This is a genomic window from Phreatobacter sp. (assembly GCF_030691135.1).
Taxonomy (GTDB): domain Bacteria; phylum Pseudomonadota; class Alphaproteobacteria; order Rhizobiales; family Phreatobacteraceae; genus Phreatobacter.
On record NZ_JAUYFA010000058.1, the window covers coordinates 14,963 to 32,457 of the forward strand.

Here is a 17,495-nt window from a genome sequence, read left to right on the forward strand (position 1 = left end):
TCCTCAGGGTTCCGGCGTTCGGCGCCTCGGCTTCACTGAGACTGGTCAAGCAAGGTTGGGGCCAGTGCGCGGGCCCGTGAGAAAGCGGACAAAATGGCGGATACCCGCCGGTTCGCGTGACAACGAAAATTCGTGATTGACGAAAGATCGGGATCAAGAGCACGAATAGTCGTGAAATTGGAGACCCGCGCATGGCCAGTGCCGCATCGTCATCCGCCGCACCGTCCCTTGCCGCGGGGTCGTCCTTCGGGCCGGCCTTCGACAGCCTGTCCGATGTGGCCGTCGTGGTCGACCCGCGGTCGGGGGCGATCCGCGACGCCAATCCCGCAGCGCAGCATCTGCTCGGCTATCCGGTGGCGGTGCTGCGGACGCTGAAGATCACCGATCTCCACCGGGGCCAGCGTCCGGCGCTCGTCGTCTTCACCGAGGAGGTCCTGCACCGCGGCCGGGCCTTCACCCGCAGCCTGACCCCGCTGAAGGCCGGCGGCGGCGAGTTGCGGCTCGAATATGCCGGCACCGTGCTGCCGGCGGCCGATGGCCCGCTCGTTCTCCTCACCATGGCGGATCTGGCGGCGCGCCATCGCCGCGACGTCGACGCCGATGCCGACGGCACGCTGCGCCAGGGGATCGACGAGTGGAAACGGGTCGAGCGGCTCTTCCACACGATCGAGAAGGAGAACCAGCTCATCCTCAAGGCAGCCGGCGAGGGCATCTATGGCGTCAACGCCGACGGCAAGACCACCTTCGTCAATCCGGCAGCGGAGGCGCTGCTCGGCTGGACGGCCGAGGAACTGGTCGGCAAGGACATGCACTCCCTGGTGCACCATCACCGCGCCGACGGCACGCCCTATCCCAACCACGACTGCCCGATCTATGCCGCCTTCCGCAACGGCGCCGTCCAGACCGTGGCGGGCGAGGTGTTCTGGCGCAAGGACGGCACGCCGCTCTGGGTGGAATATACCTCGACACCGATCCGCGAGCGCGGCGCCATCATCGGCGCCGTCATCGTCTTTCGCGACGTCAGCCGTCGCCGCGAGGCCGAGGAGAAGCTGCGGCAGGCGCTCGCCGAGGTCGATACGCTGCGCCAGCGGCTGGAGCGGGAGAACGCCTATCTGCAGGAGGAAATCCGCATCGAGAGCAACCACCGCGGCATCATCGGCCGCTCGGCGGCGATCCAGAAGACGCTGCGCCAGATCGACCTCGTCGCCCCGACCGACGCCACGGTCCTGGTCACTGGCGAATCCGGCACCGGCAAGGAACTGATCGGCCGCGCCATCCACGAGGCGAGCGCGCGCCGGGACCGGCCGCTGATCCGCGTCAACTGCGCAGCCATTCCGCGCGAACTCTTCGAGAGCGAATTCTTCGGCCATGTCAGGGGCGCCTTCACCGGCGCCCTGCGCGACCGCCTCGGCCGCTTCGAACTCGCCGACGGCGGCACGCTCTTCCTCGACGAGGTCGGCGAGATCCCGCTGGAGCTGCAAGGCAAGCTCCTGCGCATCCTGCAGGAAGGCCAGTTCGAACGCGTCGGCGAGGAGCGCACCCGTAGTGTCGACGTCCGCGTCATCGCCGCGACCAACCGCGACCTCAGGGCCGATGTGAGGGCAGGGCGCTTCCGCGAGGATCTTTATTTCCGCCTCGACGTCTTTCCCATCCATTCCGTGCCGCTGCGCGAGCGGGTTGACGACGTCGCGTCGCTGGCGCTGCATTTCCTCCGCCACGCCGAGCGCAAGCTGAAGACTTCCGGGCTCGGCCTGTCGGAGGCTGACGTTCGCCGCCTCGCCGGCTATGCCTGGCCGGGCAATGTGCGTGAATTGCAGAACGTCATCGAAAGGGCAGCCATCCTCGCCCGCAACGGCCGCCTGATGATCGACCTGCCGGGTTCGTCGATCCGCCTACCGGTGCCCGGGCCCCTCGCGCCGGCCGGCCCTGGCGTTCTGACCGAGGAGAATCGCCGGGCCCGCGACCGTCACAACCTCGTCGCCGCCCTGGAACTGGCGGGAGGCAAGGTATCCGGTCCGGGCGGCGCGGCGGAGCGTCTTGGCCTCCGCCCGACCACCTTCGCCTCGCGGCTCAAGGTTCACGGCCTCGATGCCCGCACCTATCGGGACGGGTCCCGTCCGACCCGCTGAATGACCGCCCTGCGCAAAACGTGGTGCGGCAGATTGCCGCGCGTGTCGTTCAGAGGCCGCAGGATGTCGCGCCCGCTGCCCGTTCGATGGGCATGTGGTCTCCGTTGATCCCGGCAGGGAACCCAGATGCGGCGACCATCAGGCCGGCTGCTGACCGGCCTCTGCCACGCAATACGGCAAAAACGGGTCAGCCTGCGCAATCGATAAACAGCCCTGATGCAAATTGTCACAGATATTGATGCCCCCGTTGAAAACGTAAAGGAACAATTTCAGAACTTACCAGGGCTCGCGGGCGTTCCGGGAGCGAGGTGGTTTTACCGGCGGCCGCCGCTCCGGCTGGTCCGCAGGTTTTTACAGGAGAGTAACGAATGATCAGGAATTTCGTCCTGGCGGGCCTCGCGGCCGCGGCCTTCGTGTTCGGCCCGACGGCCGCAGAAGCCGGCCGTGACCTCGACGCCATCAAGGCCCGCGGTACGCTCCGCTGCGGCGTGCAGGGCCCGTCCAACCCCGGCTTCGGTGTGCCGAACGCCCAGGGCGTCTGGGGCGGCTTCAACGTCGAGGTCTGCCGTGCCATCGCCATCGCCATCTTCAACGACCCGTCCAAGGTCGAGTTCGTGCCGGTGACGACGCAGTCGCGCTTCCCGGCCCTGACCAACGGCGAAGTCGACGTCCTGTCGAGCAACACGACCTGGACCCTGACCCGCGACACCGGTGTCAACCGCTTCAACTTCCCGGCCATCGTCTTCTATGACGGCCAGGCCATCATGGTTCCGCGGCGCCTGAACGTCACCTCGGCCCGCGGGCTGAATGGTGCCACCGTCTGCGTCCAGCCGGGCACCACGACCGAACTGAACCTCGCGGACTTCTTCCGCCAGCACAACATGACGTTCCGTCCCGTCGTCATCGAGGCGCTGGACGAACTGCGCCGCGCCTATGACCAGGGCCGCTGCGACATCTTCACCAACGACTTCGCCGCGCTCGCCGCGCAGCGCACGCTGCTCAGCAACCCGCGCGACCACGTGATCCTGCCGGAGCGTATCTCGAAGGAGCCCCTCGCCCCGACCATCCGTCAGGGCGACGAAGAGTTCACCAACATCGTCGCCTGGACGGTCTTCGCCCTGATCGACGCCGAGGAATTCGGCATCACCCAGGCCAATGTCGACCAGATCGCTGGTTCTGCCACCGATCCGCGCATCCGTCGCCTGCTTGGCGTCGAGCCCGGCATGGGCACGGCGATCGGCGCGGCCAACGACCAGTATGCCCGCACCATCATCAAGGCCTTCGGCAATTACGGCGAGATGTTCGAGCGTCACCTCGGCGTCAACACGCCGCTCGGCCTGGAGCGCGGTCACAACAACATCTGGACCAAGGGCGGCCTGCTTTACGCCCCGCCGGCCCGTTGACCGGCCATAATGCCGAACTCCGGCTGTCATGACCAACCGGGGCGCGCGAGCGCCCCGGTTCCTCTTTGCCGGGCATGCTTCTTGCGTGCCTTCTTCCGTGCCACCGGCACCCTGGAAGCCTTGACATGAGCACGATCGAGACCCCCCCGGCAGCGAAGACGGCGTTCTGGAACGATCCGGTCAAGCGCGGTCTGGCGCTGCAGTCGATCCTCGTCGTCTTCGTCCTCGTCGTCGTCTGGGCGGCCTGGAACAACATGTCCGCCAACATGGTGGCGCGTGGTCTGATCTTCGGCTGGGATTACCTCGGCCGTCCCGCCAATTTTGCCATCGGCGAGGGGCTCATCCCCTTCGCGCCGACCGACAGCTACGGTCGTGCCTTGTTCGTCGGCCTGCTCAACACACTGCGGATCGCGGTGGTCGGGATCATTCTCGCCACCCTGCTCGGGGTCGCGCTCGGCGTCATGCGCCTGTCCTCAAACCCGCTGCTGGCGCGCCTGGTCTCCGGCTATGTCGAGGTCGTGCGCAACACGCCGCTGCTGCTGCAACTCTTCCTCTGGTACGCCATCATCAATGCCCTTCCGGGTCCGCGACAGGCCCTGCCGCTGGGGCCGGGCATGTTCCTGTCGAACCGCGGCCTGAAGGTGCCGTGGGTCGAATGGTCGCCTGCGCTCTGGCCCGTCATCTGGGCCCTCGTCGCCGGCATCGTCGGCGCCTTCATCGCGGCCCGTGCGCTGCAGCGGCGCCGCGAGGCCACCGGCGACGCGCCGCCGACCTTGCCGATCGCCGCCGCGCTGATCATCGGCCTTCCGTTCCTGACACTGGCCGCGCAGGGCTTCCCCGCGACCCTGAGCGTTCCGGTTCTCCAGGGCTTCAACTTCACCGGCGGCATCGAACTCTCGCCCGAATTCGTTGCCCTTCTGCTCGGCCTTGTCCTCTACACCGCTGCCTTCATCGCCGAGATCGTCCGCGGCGGCATCGTTTCGGTCTACAAGGGCCAGTGGGAGGCAGCCCGGGCCCTGGGTCTGCCGGCGCCGCGCATCATGCGGCTCGTCATCCTGCCGCAGGCGCTGCGGGTGATCATCCCGCCACTCACCAGCCAGTATCTCAACCTCACCAAGAACTCGTCGCTGGCTGTAGCGATCGGCTACCCCGAGCTCGTCCACGTCTCCAACACGACGATGAATCAGACCGGTCGCGCCGTGGAGGTGATCCTTGTCTTCGCCCTGGTCTACCTGACGATCTCGCTTCTGACCTCGGGCTTCATGAATTGGTATAACGGCCGTGTCGCGATCCGGGAGCGCTGATGCCATGAACCGCCCAGTCGCACCGGACGCGCTCGTCCACTATGTCGCCAGCGAAAAGCTCGCCGACCTGAAGCCGCCGGCGAGCGTTCTGCCGTCACTGCCGGTCGCGCTGTTCCGAACCTATTTTGGCACCCCGGGCACTGCGGTGATCACCGTGGTCTGCCTCGCCATCCTCGCCTGGACCCTGCCGCCTTTCCTGTCATGGGCCTTCGTCAACGCGACGTGGATCGGCACCGCGGCCCAGTGCCGCGAGGCCGGCGGCGCCTGCTGGGCCTTCATCAGCGAGAAGTTCTGGTTCTCGGTCTTCGGCCTATACCCCTTCGAGCAGCGCTGGCGGCCGGCCACCGTCCTGGTGATCTTCGCCGTCATGGTGGCCCTCTCGACGCAGCGCCTCTTCTGGCGCCGCGAGCTGATCTATGCCTGGCTCGCGGTGCTCGCGGTCATGTGGGGGCTGATGGGCGGCTCGGTCCTCGGCATTCCGATCCCCGGCCTCGCACCGGTGGCGACGCAGCTCTGGGGCGGCTGGCTGGTGACCATCTTCCTGTCGGTCTTCGGCCTCGCCATGGCCTATCCGATCGGGATCATCCTGGCGCTCGGCCGCCGCTCGAAGCGGCCCATCGTGCGGGCGCTGTCCGTCGCCTGGATCGAATTCATCCGCGGCGTGCCGCTGATCTCGCTGCTCTTCATCGCGACCTTCATCGTGCCGCTCTTCATGCCACAGGGCGTCGAGATCGACCGGCTGATCCGCGCCCAGATCGCCTTCATCCTCTTCGCCGCGGCCTATATGGCGGAAGTCTTCCGCGGCGGTCTGCAGGCGATCCCGAAGGGCCAGTTCGAGGGCGCCGAATCGTTGGGGCTGAACTATGCCCAGACGATGCGGTTCATCGTTCTGCCGCAGGCCCTGAAGATCACCATTCCGGCGCAGGTGAACACCTTCATCGGCCTGTTCAAGGACACGACGCTGGTACTCATCATCGGCATCTTCGACTTCTTCACGACGCTGCGCTCGGCCCTCGGTGATTCCGCCTGGCTGGGCTTTGCCACCGAGGCCTATCTCTACGCCGCCTTCGTCTATTTCGTCGCCTGCTACACCATGAGCCGCTATTCGCAGCGCCTGGAGACGGACCTCAGCCCCGAACGGGTGCGCTGAGGCCGGATCAGAGGATCAGCGCGCCCGGCGCCTCGGCGTCGATGGGCCATTTCGGCCGGGCGATGCGGTCGTAGCTGTGCTTCTCGTAGCGCTGGGTCGAGGGGCCCTGCGTCTCCGAATAGAAGACCCGGGAGGCGAGCGGCCCATAGGCCGCCATGAAATGCTGGGCCGATTTGAGCACCAGCAGCCGGTAGGAAGCCGGGTCGAGCCCGAGCGCGGTGAAGAGTTCGCGCCCTAGCGCCTGGGCGCGGTTGGTGTTCATGACCACCGTGACGCCGCCGATCCTGACCGCCGCGAGATCGCCGACCGGCCCCTTGGCCTCGCCGAAACTCTGGTGGCAGTCCTTCGCCACCGCCAGCACCTCGCAATCGGCGTCGAACGGATCGCCGGACAGCTCGGACGTCTTGCCGCCGATCCTCAGGCGCAGCCGCGCGCCGGCGCCGACGGCATGGCAGAAGCCGACCGCCATCGGGTCCCAGAGAGGCGCCACGGCGGCGTTCTCGACCCCGCGGGCGACGAGTTCGCGCAGCGACATCGTGTTGTCGGAGGCGGAGCCGCCGCCGGCATTGTCGGCCGGCTCGGCGATGATGGCGGGTCCGGTCGCCGTATCGGTTGCGAGCGCCTGGTCGAGGGCGTCGACGAAGTCGAGGTTGGGAGGCGCGGTCCTGCCGCGCAGCGCGACGATCTCCTCGCCGAGCCGGATCGCCAGCGCGTCTCCCTGCGCCTTGGCATTGTCGGTATAGACCAGCATGCGCGACCCCATTTCCGGCACGTCGGCATGGGGGAAGCCATGCACGAAGGAGACGGAGAGCACCCCGTCGTGGCCCTCGAAACTCTTCTGGCGGGCGACGAAGGACGTGTTGGGCTCCGAGGTCGTCGGATAGAAGGCGATCATGCCGCAATCGTAGAGCGAGGCCACCGGGCGGATCTCGCCGCGGATCGTCTTCAGCACCAGCGTCACCAGTTCCTCGGCGCGCGGCACGATGTCGACATGCGGATATTCCTTGAAGCAGATGATGATGTCGGCGAGGCCGACGCGCTTCAGCGTCATGTGGTTGTGCGGGTCGAGTTCGACGCCGATGACGCATTTTGGTCCGACCAGCGCGCGCACGCGCTCCAGCACGTCGCCCTCGCAGTCGTCGTAGCCGCCGGCGACCATGGCGCCGTGCATCCCGAGGAGCACGCCGTCCAGCGGCAGTGCGGCCTGCAACTGGCCGAGGATTTCATCGCGCATCGTCTCATAGGCGACCCGGGTCGTCGGCCCGGCCGGCTGGGCGAAGAAGCAGGAGCCCTCGACCAGCGTGAACCCTTCCTGCGTGGCGCGGCGGCGGGCGACGAAAAGCGGTGCGCTGCACAGCGTCGGCTGGTCGGCCGGGTGTTCCCCCGGGCGAAAGGCGACGCAGGTGAGGTAGTTCTCCATCGCCGTCGGGATCGGCGAGAACGTGTTGGTCTCCGTGGCGATGCTGGCCGTGAAGATGCGCATGTCCTGAGGTTCCGTTCGCTGGCCGCCCGATGTGTCAGGCAGGACCATTCCACGGGCCCGCGTGGTTTTCCAGCAAGGCCCGGGGCGAGCGAGGCATCCACTCCGCGCATGGCTGGGCGACGGCTGGACGCTTCGGCTGAAGGCTGCCGCCGTTCAGGGGGCGGCGCGGCGGCTGAGGATGGCGAAGTCGAGATTGCTGAGTTCGAGGGTGAACCGGGCGCCCGTTGCGACGACGGACGCCTTCAGCGACCAGCGGCTGCCGACCAGCGTCACGTCCCCCGCCGCAGCGTAGCCGGCTTCGGTCAGCTGGAACTCGATGGCCCGCCGTTCCTCGGTGGTCGGCGCCCGTCCGGTTTCCGCCGGCGGCTCGGTGGCGGCGCCGGCCATGGTCGCGACGCAGACGGTTGTGAAGGCGAGACCGCGCAGCAGGCTGGTGATCGTCATGGGAACGGTCATAGACGGAACGGAATGACGGTTGCCGACGCTGCGGGCGAGACATGCCCCATGCGTCGCAAGGTGTCGCGACCGGAGATCCCGGACGATCCGCCGGCATCATTGGCGTGGCGCGGGGCGAGGGCACCGGCGGTGACGAAGGCCGGCAGTGACTCCCCGGGCTTGCCGGAGCCTTCGACACCCTGGCGCGACCACGGAAGCATCCCGCGGCGCGTTTCCACCATGATCGTCAGCGTCGTGGTCCAGCCGTGACCGCAGGCGTCGCAATGCCAGTCGTGCTGGATGCGGTCGGGCGCGAGGTTGCGTGAGCTGATCGGTGCGATGGGATGGCGGGTGCCGCAGGCCGGGCAGCCGGATGACCCTTCGCCGCGGGTCTCGTCGAAATGGCGCGGTGACAGCGACCTGTGGAGGGAACCGTGATGGGTCATGGGTGAGCTTTCTGTCGGCGAACGCGCACAGTCCGGCGCGAGGCCAGCAACACTGGCGCACCGGATCGAAGCGCAATCGCAAGAAAAAGGGGCGCGGTCGTCAGGATCGCATTCGATCATCAAATCCGGCGCAATGACGCTGGACCTGCCTCGCTTCGCATTGACGGCGGCGCGGATCAACAGAGCGCGCTCTTGAAAGATCGCCAATGGATCGAATTGCACCGCAGCAAGGTGACGACACGTTGCAACGATGAGACATCATCGCACGAATAGTAAAGAACGACAATGGTTTATTTGTACGGCGCGGGGCCGCCATGGGTCTTGAGGGGGCTCGGCAGTTCCGGAACGGCAGACGCGCGCGCCGGTGTGGTGACAGACGCCGGCGGCCAGCCTACCACTTGCGCTTCCCCGCGACTGCCCGATCCATCGCCCTTTGGTTTCACGATGCCTGATCTCATGCCCATGGCCGGTGGCGCCGCCTTCCTGGCCAATCCCGCGCTGGACCGCCGGCGTGCTTACGGCGCGGCCGAACAGGCGATCCTGTCGCTCGCCAAGGCCGCGCAGGCGCATCATGCCATTGCCGCCTGGGACGGCTACCGACCGACACCGATGATGTCGCTCGCAAACCTCGCGCTTGAGACCGGCGTCGCCGAAGTGCTCTACAAACACGAGGCACATCGCTTCGCGCTGAAGAGCTTCAAGGCGCTCGGCGGGGCCTATGCGGTCGAGCGGCTGGTCGCCGCGCGGGGATCGGCGGCGGGCCTGACGGTCACCTGCGCCACCGACGGCAATCACGGCCGCGCCGTCGCCTGGGGCGCCAGGCGTCTCGGTGTCGAGGCGGTGATCTATGTCCACGAAACCGTGAGCGAGGGCAGGGCGGCTGCCATCGCCGGCTTCGGCGCCGAGGTGCGGCGGGTCCCCGGTAATTACGACGATGCGGTGCGGACCTCCGCGCAGGCCGCCGCGGTGAACGGCTGGACCATCGTCTCCGACACATCCTGGCCGGGCTATGACCTCATCCCGCGCGATGTCATGCAGGGCTATGCCGTCCTCGCGCTGGAGGCGGAGGGGCAGGGCGCCCGGCCGACCCATGTCTTCATCCAGGGCGGCGTCGGCGGTCTCGCGGCCGGTGTCCTGTCCTGGTACTGGGAAAGTCAGGGGGCGGACCGGCCGGTGCTGGTGGTGGTCGAACCGGACAAGGCCGACTGCCTTCTCGCCAGCGCCGCGGCGGGACGCTGGACGAGCGTCGGCGGCGATCTCGACACGATCATGGCGGGCCTTGCCTGCGGCGAACCTTCGGAACTCGCCTGGACGCTGCTGTCGCCCGGCGCCGACGCCTTCATGGCGATCCCCGACGCGCTCGCGGCCGGGACGATGCGCCTCCTCGCCGGCCAGGGCATCGCTGCCGGTGAGTCGGGCGTGGCCGGCCTCGCCGGTTTCCGGGCGGTGGCCGCCGATCCCGCCATGCGCACGCTGCTCGGCATCGATGCCGCCTCGCGGGTGCTCTGCATCGGCACCGAGGGCGCCACAGACCCCGCCATCTATCGTGAGATCGTCGGCAGGGATGCCGCAGAGGTCGAGAGGGAAGCCCCATGAGCCGTATCGTCACCGTCGGCGCCGCCCAGATGGGTGCCATCCAGCGGGGTCATTCACGCCGCGAGATCGTCGCCCGGATGCTCGAGCTGATGCGCGAGGCGGCGTCGCACCGCTGCGATCTCGTCGTATTTCCCGAACTCACCCTGACGACCTTCTTCCCCCGGTGGTGGATGGAGAGCCAGGACGAAATCGACACCTTCTTCGAGCGCGAGATGCCGTCCAACGAGACCGCGCCGCTCTTCACCGAGGCGGCGCGGCTCGGCATCGGCTTCTCGATGGGTTACGCCGAGCTGACGCCCGAGGGGCGGCGCTTCAACGCCGCCATCCTCGTGAACAAGTCCGGCGAGATCGTTGGCAAATATCGAAAGATCCATCTTCCGGGCCATGCCGGCCATGAGCCCTGGCGCGCCTTCCAGCATCTCGAGAAGCGCTATTTCGAGGTCGGTGACCTCTCCTGGGGCGTCTGGAACGCCCTCGGCGGCAATATGGGCATGATGATCTGCAACGACCGCCGCTGGCCGGAGAGCTACCGGGTCATGGGGCTGCAATCCGTCGAGATGATCCTCCTCGGCTACAACACGCCGCGCCACAATCCGCCGGCCCCGGACCACGACCGTCTCGGCGAGTTCCACAACCAGCTCGTCATGCAGGCCGGCGCCTACCAGAACGCCACCTGGGTGGTCGGCGTCGCCAAGTGCGGGGTGGAGGAGGGCTGCGAGATGATCGGCGGCTCCTCCATCATCGCGCCCACCGGCGAGGTGATCGGCCAGGCGCTGACGCAGGAGGATGAACTCGTCGTCGCCCGCTGCGACCTCGACCTGACCCGGAGCTACAAGGCGACGACCTTCAATTTCGACCTGCACCGCCAGCCGGACGAGTACCGCCGCATCGTCGAGCAGAGGGGCGCGGTGGGGCCGGAGGGGTAGCGTCCTACTCCGCCGCCTGCTGCGCCTCTGCCTCCCAGCCCAGCAGCTTGCCCGGGTTCATCAGGCCATGGGGATCGGCGTGCCGCTTGAATTCCGGCTGCGGCGCGTCGATTCGCTTCCAGCCGGCATTGTTGAGCACGAAACTGTGCGCATTCGACGGCTGCACGCCGCCTTCCGCCGCCCTGGCCATGATCTCCATAAGGCGCTCGGGCGTGGTGAACTTCACCAGCGGCAGCGACGAGGTGATGACCTTGCCCTCGCGGCGCTGGAACTCGAGGTGGAAATAGACGTCCTCGTCGAATTCCTTGGCCGCCCATTCGACCAGGGCGAGATTGTTCGGCGCCGGAAAACGCAGCTGCAGATAGGTGATGGATGGGTCCATCTTGAGGGCGTGCAGTGTCGTGTGGTTCCAGGTGTATTCGTAAAGCGGGCCGGGGCCGCCGCGCTCCCGGTGCGTGCCGAAGGCGACCGCCTTGGCTTCGGCCGCGCCGCGCCGGAAGGTGACCTCGCCCTTGTGGTCGGCGATCAGCAGGTCGAGCGTGTCCGCCTGCGGTTCCGACACCATCAGGATGGCGAAGGCGCGGCCTTCCCGCAGATAGGGCGCGAGGCGCTTGAGATAGGGCACGATGCGCGGGTCGTGGACCGAGACGAGCTTCTTGGCGATGCCGTCGCATTCCATGAAGGCCTGGCCGAACCGGGCCGCAGCCATCAGACTGTCGAAGGTGACGATCCGCTCGGCCCAGTCGTGCGCCGGGGCGGTCGGAACCTCCACCTCGGTGATGATGCCGTTGACCCCATAGGCATGCATGACCTTGAGGATCTCGCGGCCGCGCAGCTCGATCAGGCGCGGCGTCTCCTCGACGGTCATCACCTGGAGCGCCGTGACGGCGCCGAGATTGTCGATCTGCCCCCAGGTGCACGAGCCGGCGCCCGCCGCGCCGCCGGCGACGAAGCCGCCGATGGTGGCCTGCGCCCGCGTCGAGGGATGGAAGCGCAGTTCCTGGCCGTGCGGGTCCAGCAGCTTGTCGATGTCGAGCATGTTGGCGCCGGCCTCGAAGCGTGCGCCGCCGGGCCGGGCGAAGACCAGGCGGTTGAGCTGGCGCATGTCGACGATGAGCCCGCCGGCCAGCGGCACGGCCTGGCCGTAATTGCCGGTACCGCCGCCGCGGATGACGAGCGGGATGCGGTGGCGGGCGCAGGCGGCGGCGATGCGCGTGAGTTCGTCCTTGTCCGCCGGGATGGCGACGAGGTCGGCGACCTTACCTTCCAGCTCCGGTTTCAGGATCGGCGAGAACCAGAAGAAATCGCGGCTCGCCATCCGCACGGACGCGGCATCCTCAACAAGAGAGATGCCGGCAAGGTCGGCCCGAAGGCGGTCGAGAGCGCTCATGGTTTCCGTCCGTTCGATGAAGCGACACAGTGCCAAATTGCATCGCCGTGCGCCATGCCGTCATGTCGGCGGAAGGGGGGTGCGGAAGGTGACAATTTACGCTGCGGAAACGGCAAAATGCACAATAATTGTGCACCCTGATCCGGGCGCCTTCACGATATCGTAGGATAAGCCGGCACGCCCGTTGCTCTGATCGCCGTCATGGATTTCAAGGGTCTTGCGAGGCCCGTTGCAAGAGAGGTCGCCATGTCCGTCACATCCCCCGCCAACCGCATCTCCCGCCGCCGTGCCCTCGTGCTCGGTGCCGGTGTCTCCGCCGCTTATCTGATGCGGTCGGACCTCGTGACGGCCCAGGGCCTCGACCGGGTGTCCTACCAGACCAACTGGCGCGCCCAGGCCGAGCATGGCGGCTTCTACCAGGCTGTCGCCGCCGGCATCTACCGGAAGTACGGCATCGAGGCCGACATCCGCATGGGCGGCCCGCAGCAGAACCCCTCGCAGCTCCTCCTCGGCGGCCGCGTCGACATGATCATGTCGAACTCCTTCGAGGCTGTCCGCTACGTGCAGGAAAACCTGCCTTTCCTTTGCATCGGCTCGATCTTCCAGAAGGACCCGCAGGTCATCATCTGCCATCCTGGCGTCGGCAACGACAGCCTCGCCGCGCTCAGGGGCAAGACCATCCTGGTCGGTGCCGGCGGGCGCACGTCGTTCTGGCCCTATCTGAAGGCGCGCTTCGGTTTCACCGACGAGCAGGTGCGCCCCTACACCTTCAACATGGCGCCCTTCCTCGCCGACAAGAACATCTGCCAGCAGGGCTTCCTGTCCTCCGAGCCCTTCGCCATCGAGCAGCAGGGCGGGGTGAAGCCGCTGGTCCATCTCATCGCCGATGCCGGTTTCGCCAACTACAACACCACCATCAACATCTCGAGGAAGATGGTCGACGAGCGCGCCGATGTCGTGCAGCGCTTCGTCACCGCCTCGCTCGAGGGCTGGGCCGAGTACATGAAGGGCGGGCCGGCCATCGCCGAGGCCAACAAGCTGATCATGCGCGACAATCCTGACATGGATCAGAAGAAGATCGACTATGCGATCAAGGTCATGACCGAGAACGGCATCGTCATGTCCGGCGATGCGACGACGCTCGGCATCGGCGCCATGACGGACGCGCGCTGGCAGGCCTTCTACGTGCAGATGCGCGACGCCGGTGTCTTCCCGGCCGGGATCGACGTGAAGCGGGCCTATGACCTGCGCTTCGTCAACAAGGGCGTGGGCAGGGCCTGACGTGAACCTTGCCGAAGCCGATAGCCCGGTGGCCAAGGGCGCGAGGACGCTCGTCGCCGTCCGCCATGTGTCCAAGCAGTTCGCGAACGGCACCATTGCCGTTCGCGACGTCAATCTCGACCTGGCGCGTGGCGAGTTCGTCAGCCTGCTCGGGCCGTCCGGCTGCGGCAAGTCGACCCTGCTGCGCATGATCGCCGGTCTCGGCGATCCCAGCGTCGGGACCATCGACTGGGCGACCATGAACCACGACGCCTGGGGCAGACCGGCCCGGGAACTCGGCTTCGTCTTCCAGGATCCGACGCTGATGCCCTGGGCGACGGCGCTCGACAACGTCATCCTGCCGCTGAAGCTGTGCGGCACGAACAAGGGCGAGGCTCAGGCCCGCGGCGCGGAGATGCTGGCTCTCGTCGGCCTCAAGGGCTTCGAGACGAGCTATCCGCGCGAACTCTCCGGCGGCATGAAGATGCGCGTGTCCATTGCCCGCGCCCTGGTGACCCATCCGAAGATCCTGCTGATGGACGAGCCCTTCGCCGCACTCGACGAGATCACCCGCCACAAGCTCAACGACGATCTCCTGCGGCTGTGGGAGGCGAACCAGTTCACCGCCGTTTTCGTCACCCATTCGGTCTTCGAAAGCGTCTATCTGTCCCAGCGCATCGTCGTCATGGCGGCGCGGCCGGGGCGGGTCATGGCGGATCTCAGGGTCGAGGCGCCCTATCCGCGGGACGACATGTTCCGCACCTCCGCGGAATATGCCCAATGGTGCCGTATCGCATCGGAGAAGCTGAAGGAGGCGATTTCCGCATGACCGACGCGACCCTTTCACCCGCCGCGGTGCCCCATGACGGCACCGATGCCGAGGCCCGGCCGATCTTCCGCGAGGACCGCAAGGTGCTCGGCATCTCCACCGAGGCCTGGCCGGGCATCCTCGCCCCGCTCGGGATCGGGATCCTGGCGCTCGCCGCCTGGGAGACCATCGTCTGGTGGCGGGAGATCCCGCACTTCATCCTGCCGGGCCCGTGGCTCATCGCGAAGACGCTGGTGACGGACTGGACGACGCTATCCGCCTCCCTCTGGGTGACGCTCAGGATCACCGCCGCAGCGCTGATCGCCGCGGTCTCCCTCGGCGTCGGCCTTGCCGTGCTCTTCACCCAGTCGAAATGGCTGGAGAAGTCGCTGTTTCCCTATGCGGTGATCCTGCAGGTGACGCCGGTCGTGTCGATCGCGCCGCTGATCATCATCTGGGTCGGCGACATCAACCTGTCGCTGCTGATCTGCGCGTGGATCGTCGCCTTCTTCCCGATCCTGTCGAACACCATCCTCGGGCTCAACTCGGCCGACCACAACCTGCGCAACCTGTTCGAGCTCTACGGTGCATCGCGCTGGCAGACCCTGCGCTATCTCCGGCTGCCGGCCGCGCTGCCCTATTTCCTCGGCGGCCTGAAGATTTCCGGCGGCCTCGCCCTGATCGGCGCGGTGGTGGCCGAATTCGTGGCAGGGTCGGGCGGCTCGGCCTCGGGCCTCGCCTATCGCATCCTCGAGGCCGGCTACCAGCTCAAGATCCCGCGCATGTTCGCGGCCCTGATCATGATCTCGATGTCCGGGATCGCCATCTTCCTGACGATCAGCTGGATTTCGCATCTGCTGCTGCGCCGCTGGCACGAGAGCGCATTGAAGCGGGAGAACTGACTCGGCTGAGGTCACGCCGACCGAACCGCGTCAGGCCCGGACATCCACGATTCTTCTATTGGCATGCGGTTTTCAAGTCGTGGATGGCCGGGACAAGCCCGGCCATGACGTAAGCCCGCGCGTTGCAGCCGCCCCGTCACAAACCCGCCATCGCCGCCTTCACCCTGGCGATGAAACCGGCGCGCTTGTCGGCGCTCGCGACGTTGAGGTGGTAGAGCGCGAGATAGCGGCGGCGCGCTTTCCAGCCGGTGAACCACCACAGATAGCGCATGACGATCTTGCGCGGCGGATCGCCCATATAGACCGCATACCAGAACGGCCTGCCATAGGTGACGATGCCGGTGATCGAGCGCAGGTTGCCGAGCAGCGGCTTGACCGCCGCCGGATCGGAAATGTCGAAGCCGACCCCCGGCATGAACATGCGGTCGAAGAAGCCTTTCAGCATGGCCGGCGGACCGAAGCTCCAGGTTGGAAACTGTACCACCAGTGCCTCGGCATTGCGCAGTCGCGCGATCAGAGGCTCCAGCCCCTGCTGGTCGCGGCTCTCGTCGTGATAGCGCCGGCGGCCATCCTCGGAGAGAACGGGGTCGAAGCCCTCGGCATAGAGATCGAGCAGGTCGACCTCATGGCCCGCGGCCAGGAGGGCCGCCAGCGCCTCGGCGCGGATGGCGGCATGAAAGCTCTCGGGGAGGGGGTGGCAATAGAGATAGAGGACGCGCATGGATCGCCTGCGGAACGAGGAACGGGGTCCGACTGGCAAGTCCCGTGCCCGTCCTTACCGGACCGGCACGTAGCTCTCCATCTTGCCGGGATTGAGCAGGCCCATGGGATCGACCTCGGCCTTGAACCCGAGCTGGTCGGCCTCCGCGCGCTTGTGACGCGATCCGCCCTCGAGGCCGAAGACATGCGGGTTGGCGACCATGACGCCGCTGTCCTCGTGCTCGCGGATGATGGCGAACAGCCGCTCCGGCGTCGAATAGCGCACGATCGGCAGGGCCGAGCAGGTGATGCGTCCGGCGAAGCGGATGAATTCGAGATGCGGCAGGACCTCGCCGTCGAAGCGCTCCATCATTTCCCGCACGCTGTCTTCCAGACGGTCATGAGGGTAGAGCAGTTGCAGGTAGGTGATGGACCGGTCGGTCTTCAGCCACTGCAGCGTCGTGTGGTTCCAGGCATATTCGTAGAGCGGGGTCTCGGTCGGTTCCTCGCGTGACGGCGCTTCACGCGTGATCGTGCCGCGTCCGCCGAGGATGGCCCGGAAGCTTTCGAGGAACGGCTCGGCGATCATGCAGACGAGGATCGCCTTGCCGTCAGGACAGGCGTCCTTCAGGGCGGTGAACTGCGCCGGGATCGGCCAGGCGATCGGCGTCACCAGTTTCTTGACCACGCCGTCGGCATGGGCGATGTCGCACCCGGCCGCGAAGGCCTGCATGAACGTGTCGAAGGCGACGACCACGTCGATCCAGGGCCAGGCCGGCGCCGTCGGCATTTCGAGCTCGGTGATGATGCCCGTCGTGCCATAGGCGCGGTTGACCTTCTGTGCCGCGTCCTGCCGGAGTTCGAGAACCCGCGGCTCCTCCTCGATGGTGACGATGCGGGCCGCGAGGATGTTGCCCGGCTCGCGCAGGCCGCCATAGGCGACCGACCCGACCCCGCCCGAACCACCGGCGACGAAGCCGCCGATGGTGGCGGTGCGCTTCGTCGAAGGATGCATCCTCAGCTCGAAGCCGTTCGGCCGGGTCTCCTGGTCGAGCGCCAGGATATTCGTGCCGGCGCGCACGCGGACCGATCCCGGCTTTTGCCAGACGACCCCGGTGATGTCCGTCATGTCCAGGAGCACGCCGCCCGCCAGCGGCATGGCCTGGCCGTAATTGCCGGTGCCGCCGGCCCTGACGGTGAGCGGAACGCGCAACTTCGCACAGGCCGAAACGGTCCGGATCACATCCGCCTCGTCGCGCGGCCGGACGATGATGTCGGCCGCGACCTGTTTCAGCTCCTCGGCCAGAATGGGCGAATACCAGAAGAAGTCGCGCGATTTCCGCCGGACGATGGTGGGCTCGGTGATGGTCGGCACGTCGCCGAGAAGTGGCGCCAACCGATCGAGGTCCACATCTGCGCGCGGAGGATGTGCTGCGGGTCGCATCGGGTCGCTCGTCTCGCCATTGAACCCACCGGCTCTAGCGTTTCCCGAGCCCGCTGTCATGCCGCACAACCCGACAATGGCCAGGGACGACATGCGTTAACGCCACGGCAAGCAATAACG

At 67.1% G+C, this 17,495-nt stretch carries 14 protein-coding genes and 1 pseudogene; 9 read left to right on the forward strand and 6 right to left on the reverse strand.

What is annotated here, in order from left to right:
- Nucleotides 1–191: 191 nt before the first annotated feature.
- The 4 genes from Q8O26_RS09995 (at nt 192) to Q8O26_RS10010 (ending at nt 5,986) form a co-directional block, all read left to right on the forward strand.
- The gene (locus tag Q8O26_RS09995; RefSeq protein WP_305575365.1) at nt 192–2,129 is read left to right on the forward strand and encodes a sigma 54-interacting transcriptional regulator; all 1,938 of its coding nucleotides are present in this window, start codon (nt 192–194) and stop codon (nt 2,127–2,129) included.
- 371 nt (nt 2,130–2,500) lie between these two features.
- A complete protein-coding gene (locus tag Q8O26_RS10000) occupies nt 2,501–3,532 on the forward strand; it encodes an amino acid ABC transporter substrate-binding protein (protein ID WP_371134522.1) in 1,032 nt (343 codons plus the stop codon).
- 125 nt (nt 3,533–3,657) lie between these two features.
- Complete coding sequence (locus tag Q8O26_RS10005; protein WP_305575367.1) at nt 3,658–4,836, forward strand: amino acid ABC transporter permease; 1,179 nt, start codon at nt 3,658–3,660, stop codon at nt 4,834–4,836.
- A 4-nt stretch (nt 4,837–4,840) separates the two neighbouring features.
- Nucleotides 4,841–5,986, forward strand: a complete 1,146-nt coding sequence (locus tag Q8O26_RS10010; RefSeq protein WP_305575368.1) for an amino acid ABC transporter permease — start codon at nt 4,841–4,843, stop codon at nt 5,984–5,986.
- 7 nt (nt 5,987–5,993) lie between these two features.
- On the opposite strand, the gene Q8O26_RS10015 is transcribed toward Q8O26_RS10010, so the two are convergent.
- The 3 genes from Q8O26_RS10015 to Q8O26_RS10025 all read right to left on the reverse strand — a co-directional run bounded on the left by Q8O26_RS10015 (nt 5,994) and on the right by Q8O26_RS10025 (nt 8,530).
- Nucleotides 5,994–7,469: a M81 family metallopeptidase gene (locus Q8O26_RS10015; RefSeq protein ID WP_305575369.1), complete on the reverse strand. Its 1,476-nt coding sequence runs from the start codon at nt 7,467–7,469 to the stop codon at nt 5,994–5,996.
- A 153-nt stretch (nt 7,470–7,622) separates the two neighbouring features.
- On the reverse strand, nt 7,623–7,913 hold the full coding sequence (locus tag Q8O26_RS10020) for a hypothetical protein (RefSeq protein ID WP_305575370.1): 291 nt from the start codon (nt 7,911–7,913) through the stop codon (nt 7,623–7,625).
- Between the two features lie 8 nt (nt 7,914–7,921).
- Entirely contained in the window at nt 7,922–8,530 is a 609-nt protein-coding gene (locus Q8O26_RS10025) for a hypothetical protein (protein WP_305575371.1), read from the reverse strand.
- A gap of 264 nt (nt 8,531–8,794) precedes the next feature.
- Here Q8O26_RS10025 and Q8O26_RS10030 point away from each other — a divergent pair, with 264 nt between their 5' ends.
- Both Q8O26_RS10030 and Q8O26_RS10035 read left to right on the forward strand, forming a co-directional pair.
- Nucleotides 8,795–9,946, forward strand: coding sequence for a diaminopropionate ammonia-lyase (locus Q8O26_RS10030; protein WP_305575372.1), 1,152 nt, complete (start codon nt 8,795–8,797; stop codon nt 9,944–9,946).
- Nucleotides 9,943–10,872, forward strand: coding sequence for an N-carbamoyl-D-amino-acid hydrolase (locus Q8O26_RS10035; RefSeq protein ID WP_305575373.1), 930 nt, complete (start codon nt 9,943–9,945; stop codon nt 10,870–10,872). The genes Q8O26_RS10030 and Q8O26_RS10035 overlap by 4 nt, the downstream gene beginning before the upstream one ends.
- A gap of 877 nt (nt 10,873–11,749) precedes the next feature.
- Here Q8O26_RS10035 and Q8O26_RS20745 read toward each other — a convergent pair.
- Nucleotides 11,750–12,262: pseudogene (locus Q8O26_RS20745) on the reverse strand (FAD-binding oxidoreductase); the annotation flags it as partial.
- A gap of 246 nt (nt 12,263–12,508) precedes the next feature.
- Between Q8O26_RS20745 and Q8O26_RS10045 the strand changes: the two are divergent.
- Genes Q8O26_RS10045 through Q8O26_RS10055 form a run of 3 tightly spaced genes read left to right on the forward strand, consistent with a single transcriptional unit; the run spans nt 12,509 to nt 15,232 of the window.
- Nucleotides 12,509–13,543: an ABC transporter substrate-binding protein gene (locus Q8O26_RS10045; RefSeq protein WP_305575375.1), complete on the forward strand. Its 1,035-nt coding sequence runs from the start codon at nt 12,509–12,511 to the stop codon at nt 13,541–13,543.
- A 1-nt stretch (nt 13,544) separates the two neighbouring features.
- On the forward strand, nt 13,545–14,351 hold the full coding sequence (locus tag Q8O26_RS10050) for an ABC transporter ATP-binding protein (RefSeq protein ID WP_305575376.1): 807 nt from the start codon (nt 13,545–13,547) through the stop codon (nt 14,349–14,351).
- Entirely contained in the window at nt 14,348–15,232 is an 885-nt protein-coding gene (locus tag Q8O26_RS10055; RefSeq protein ID WP_305575377.1) for an ABC transporter permease, read from the forward strand. The genes Q8O26_RS10050 and Q8O26_RS10055 overlap by 4 nt, the downstream gene beginning before the upstream one ends.
- Nucleotides 15,233–15,368: 136 nt before the next feature.
- Here the strand turns inward: Q8O26_RS10055 and Q8O26_RS10060 are convergent, their stop codons facing one another.
- A complete protein-coding gene (locus tag Q8O26_RS10060; RefSeq protein WP_305575378.1) occupies nt 15,369–15,953 on the reverse strand; it encodes an NAD(P)H-dependent oxidoreductase in 585 nt (194 codons plus the stop codon).
- Between the two features lie 54 nt (nt 15,954–16,007).
- Complete coding sequence (locus Q8O26_RS10065) at nt 16,008–17,327, reverse strand: FAD-binding oxidoreductase (protein WP_305575379.1); 1,320 nt, start codon at nt 17,325–17,327, stop codon at nt 16,008–16,010.
- Nucleotides 17,328–17,495: the final 168 nt, after the last annotated feature.

Excerpts from the sequence above, each read along its gene's own strand:
- Q8O26_RS09995 (WP_305575365.1), top strand. The coding sequence starts at position 192 with ATGGCCAGTGCCGCATCGTCATCCGCCGCACCGTCCCTTGCCGCGGGG.
- Q8O26_RS10005 (WP_305575367.1), top strand. The coding sequence starts at position 3,658 with ATGAGCACGATCGAGACCCCCCCGGCAGCGAAGACGGCGTTCTGGAAC.
- Q8O26_RS10010 (WP_305575368.1), top strand. The coding sequence starts at position 4,841 with ATGAACCGCCCAGTCGCACCGGACGCGCTCGTCCACTATGTCGCCAGC.
- Q8O26_RS10015 (WP_305575369.1), bottom strand. The coding sequence starts at position 7,469 with ATGCGCATCTTCACGGCCAGCATCGCCACGGAGACCAACACGTTCTCG.
- Q8O26_RS10020 (WP_305575370.1), bottom strand. The coding sequence starts at position 7,913 with ATGACGATCACCAGCCTGCTGCGCGGTCTCGCCTTCACAACCGTCTGC.
- Q8O26_RS10030 (WP_305575372.1), top strand. The coding sequence starts at position 8,795 with ATGCCTGATCTCATGCCCATGGCCGGTGGCGCCGCCTTCCTGGCCAAT.
- Q8O26_RS10035 (WP_305575373.1), top strand. The coding sequence starts at position 9,943 with ATGAGCCGTATCGTCACCGTCGGCGCCGCCCAGATGGGTGCCATCCAG.
- Q8O26_RS10045 (WP_305575375.1), top strand. The coding sequence starts at position 12,509 with ATGTCCGTCACATCCCCCGCCAACCGCATCTCCCGCCGCCGTGCCCTC.
- Q8O26_RS10055 (WP_305575377.1), top strand. The coding sequence starts at position 14,348 with ATGACCGACGCGACCCTTTCACCCGCCGCGGTGCCCCATGACGGCACC.
- Q8O26_RS10060 (WP_305575378.1), bottom strand. The coding sequence starts at position 15,953 with ATGCGCGTCCTCTATCTCTATTGCCACCCCCTCCCCGAGAGCTTTCAT.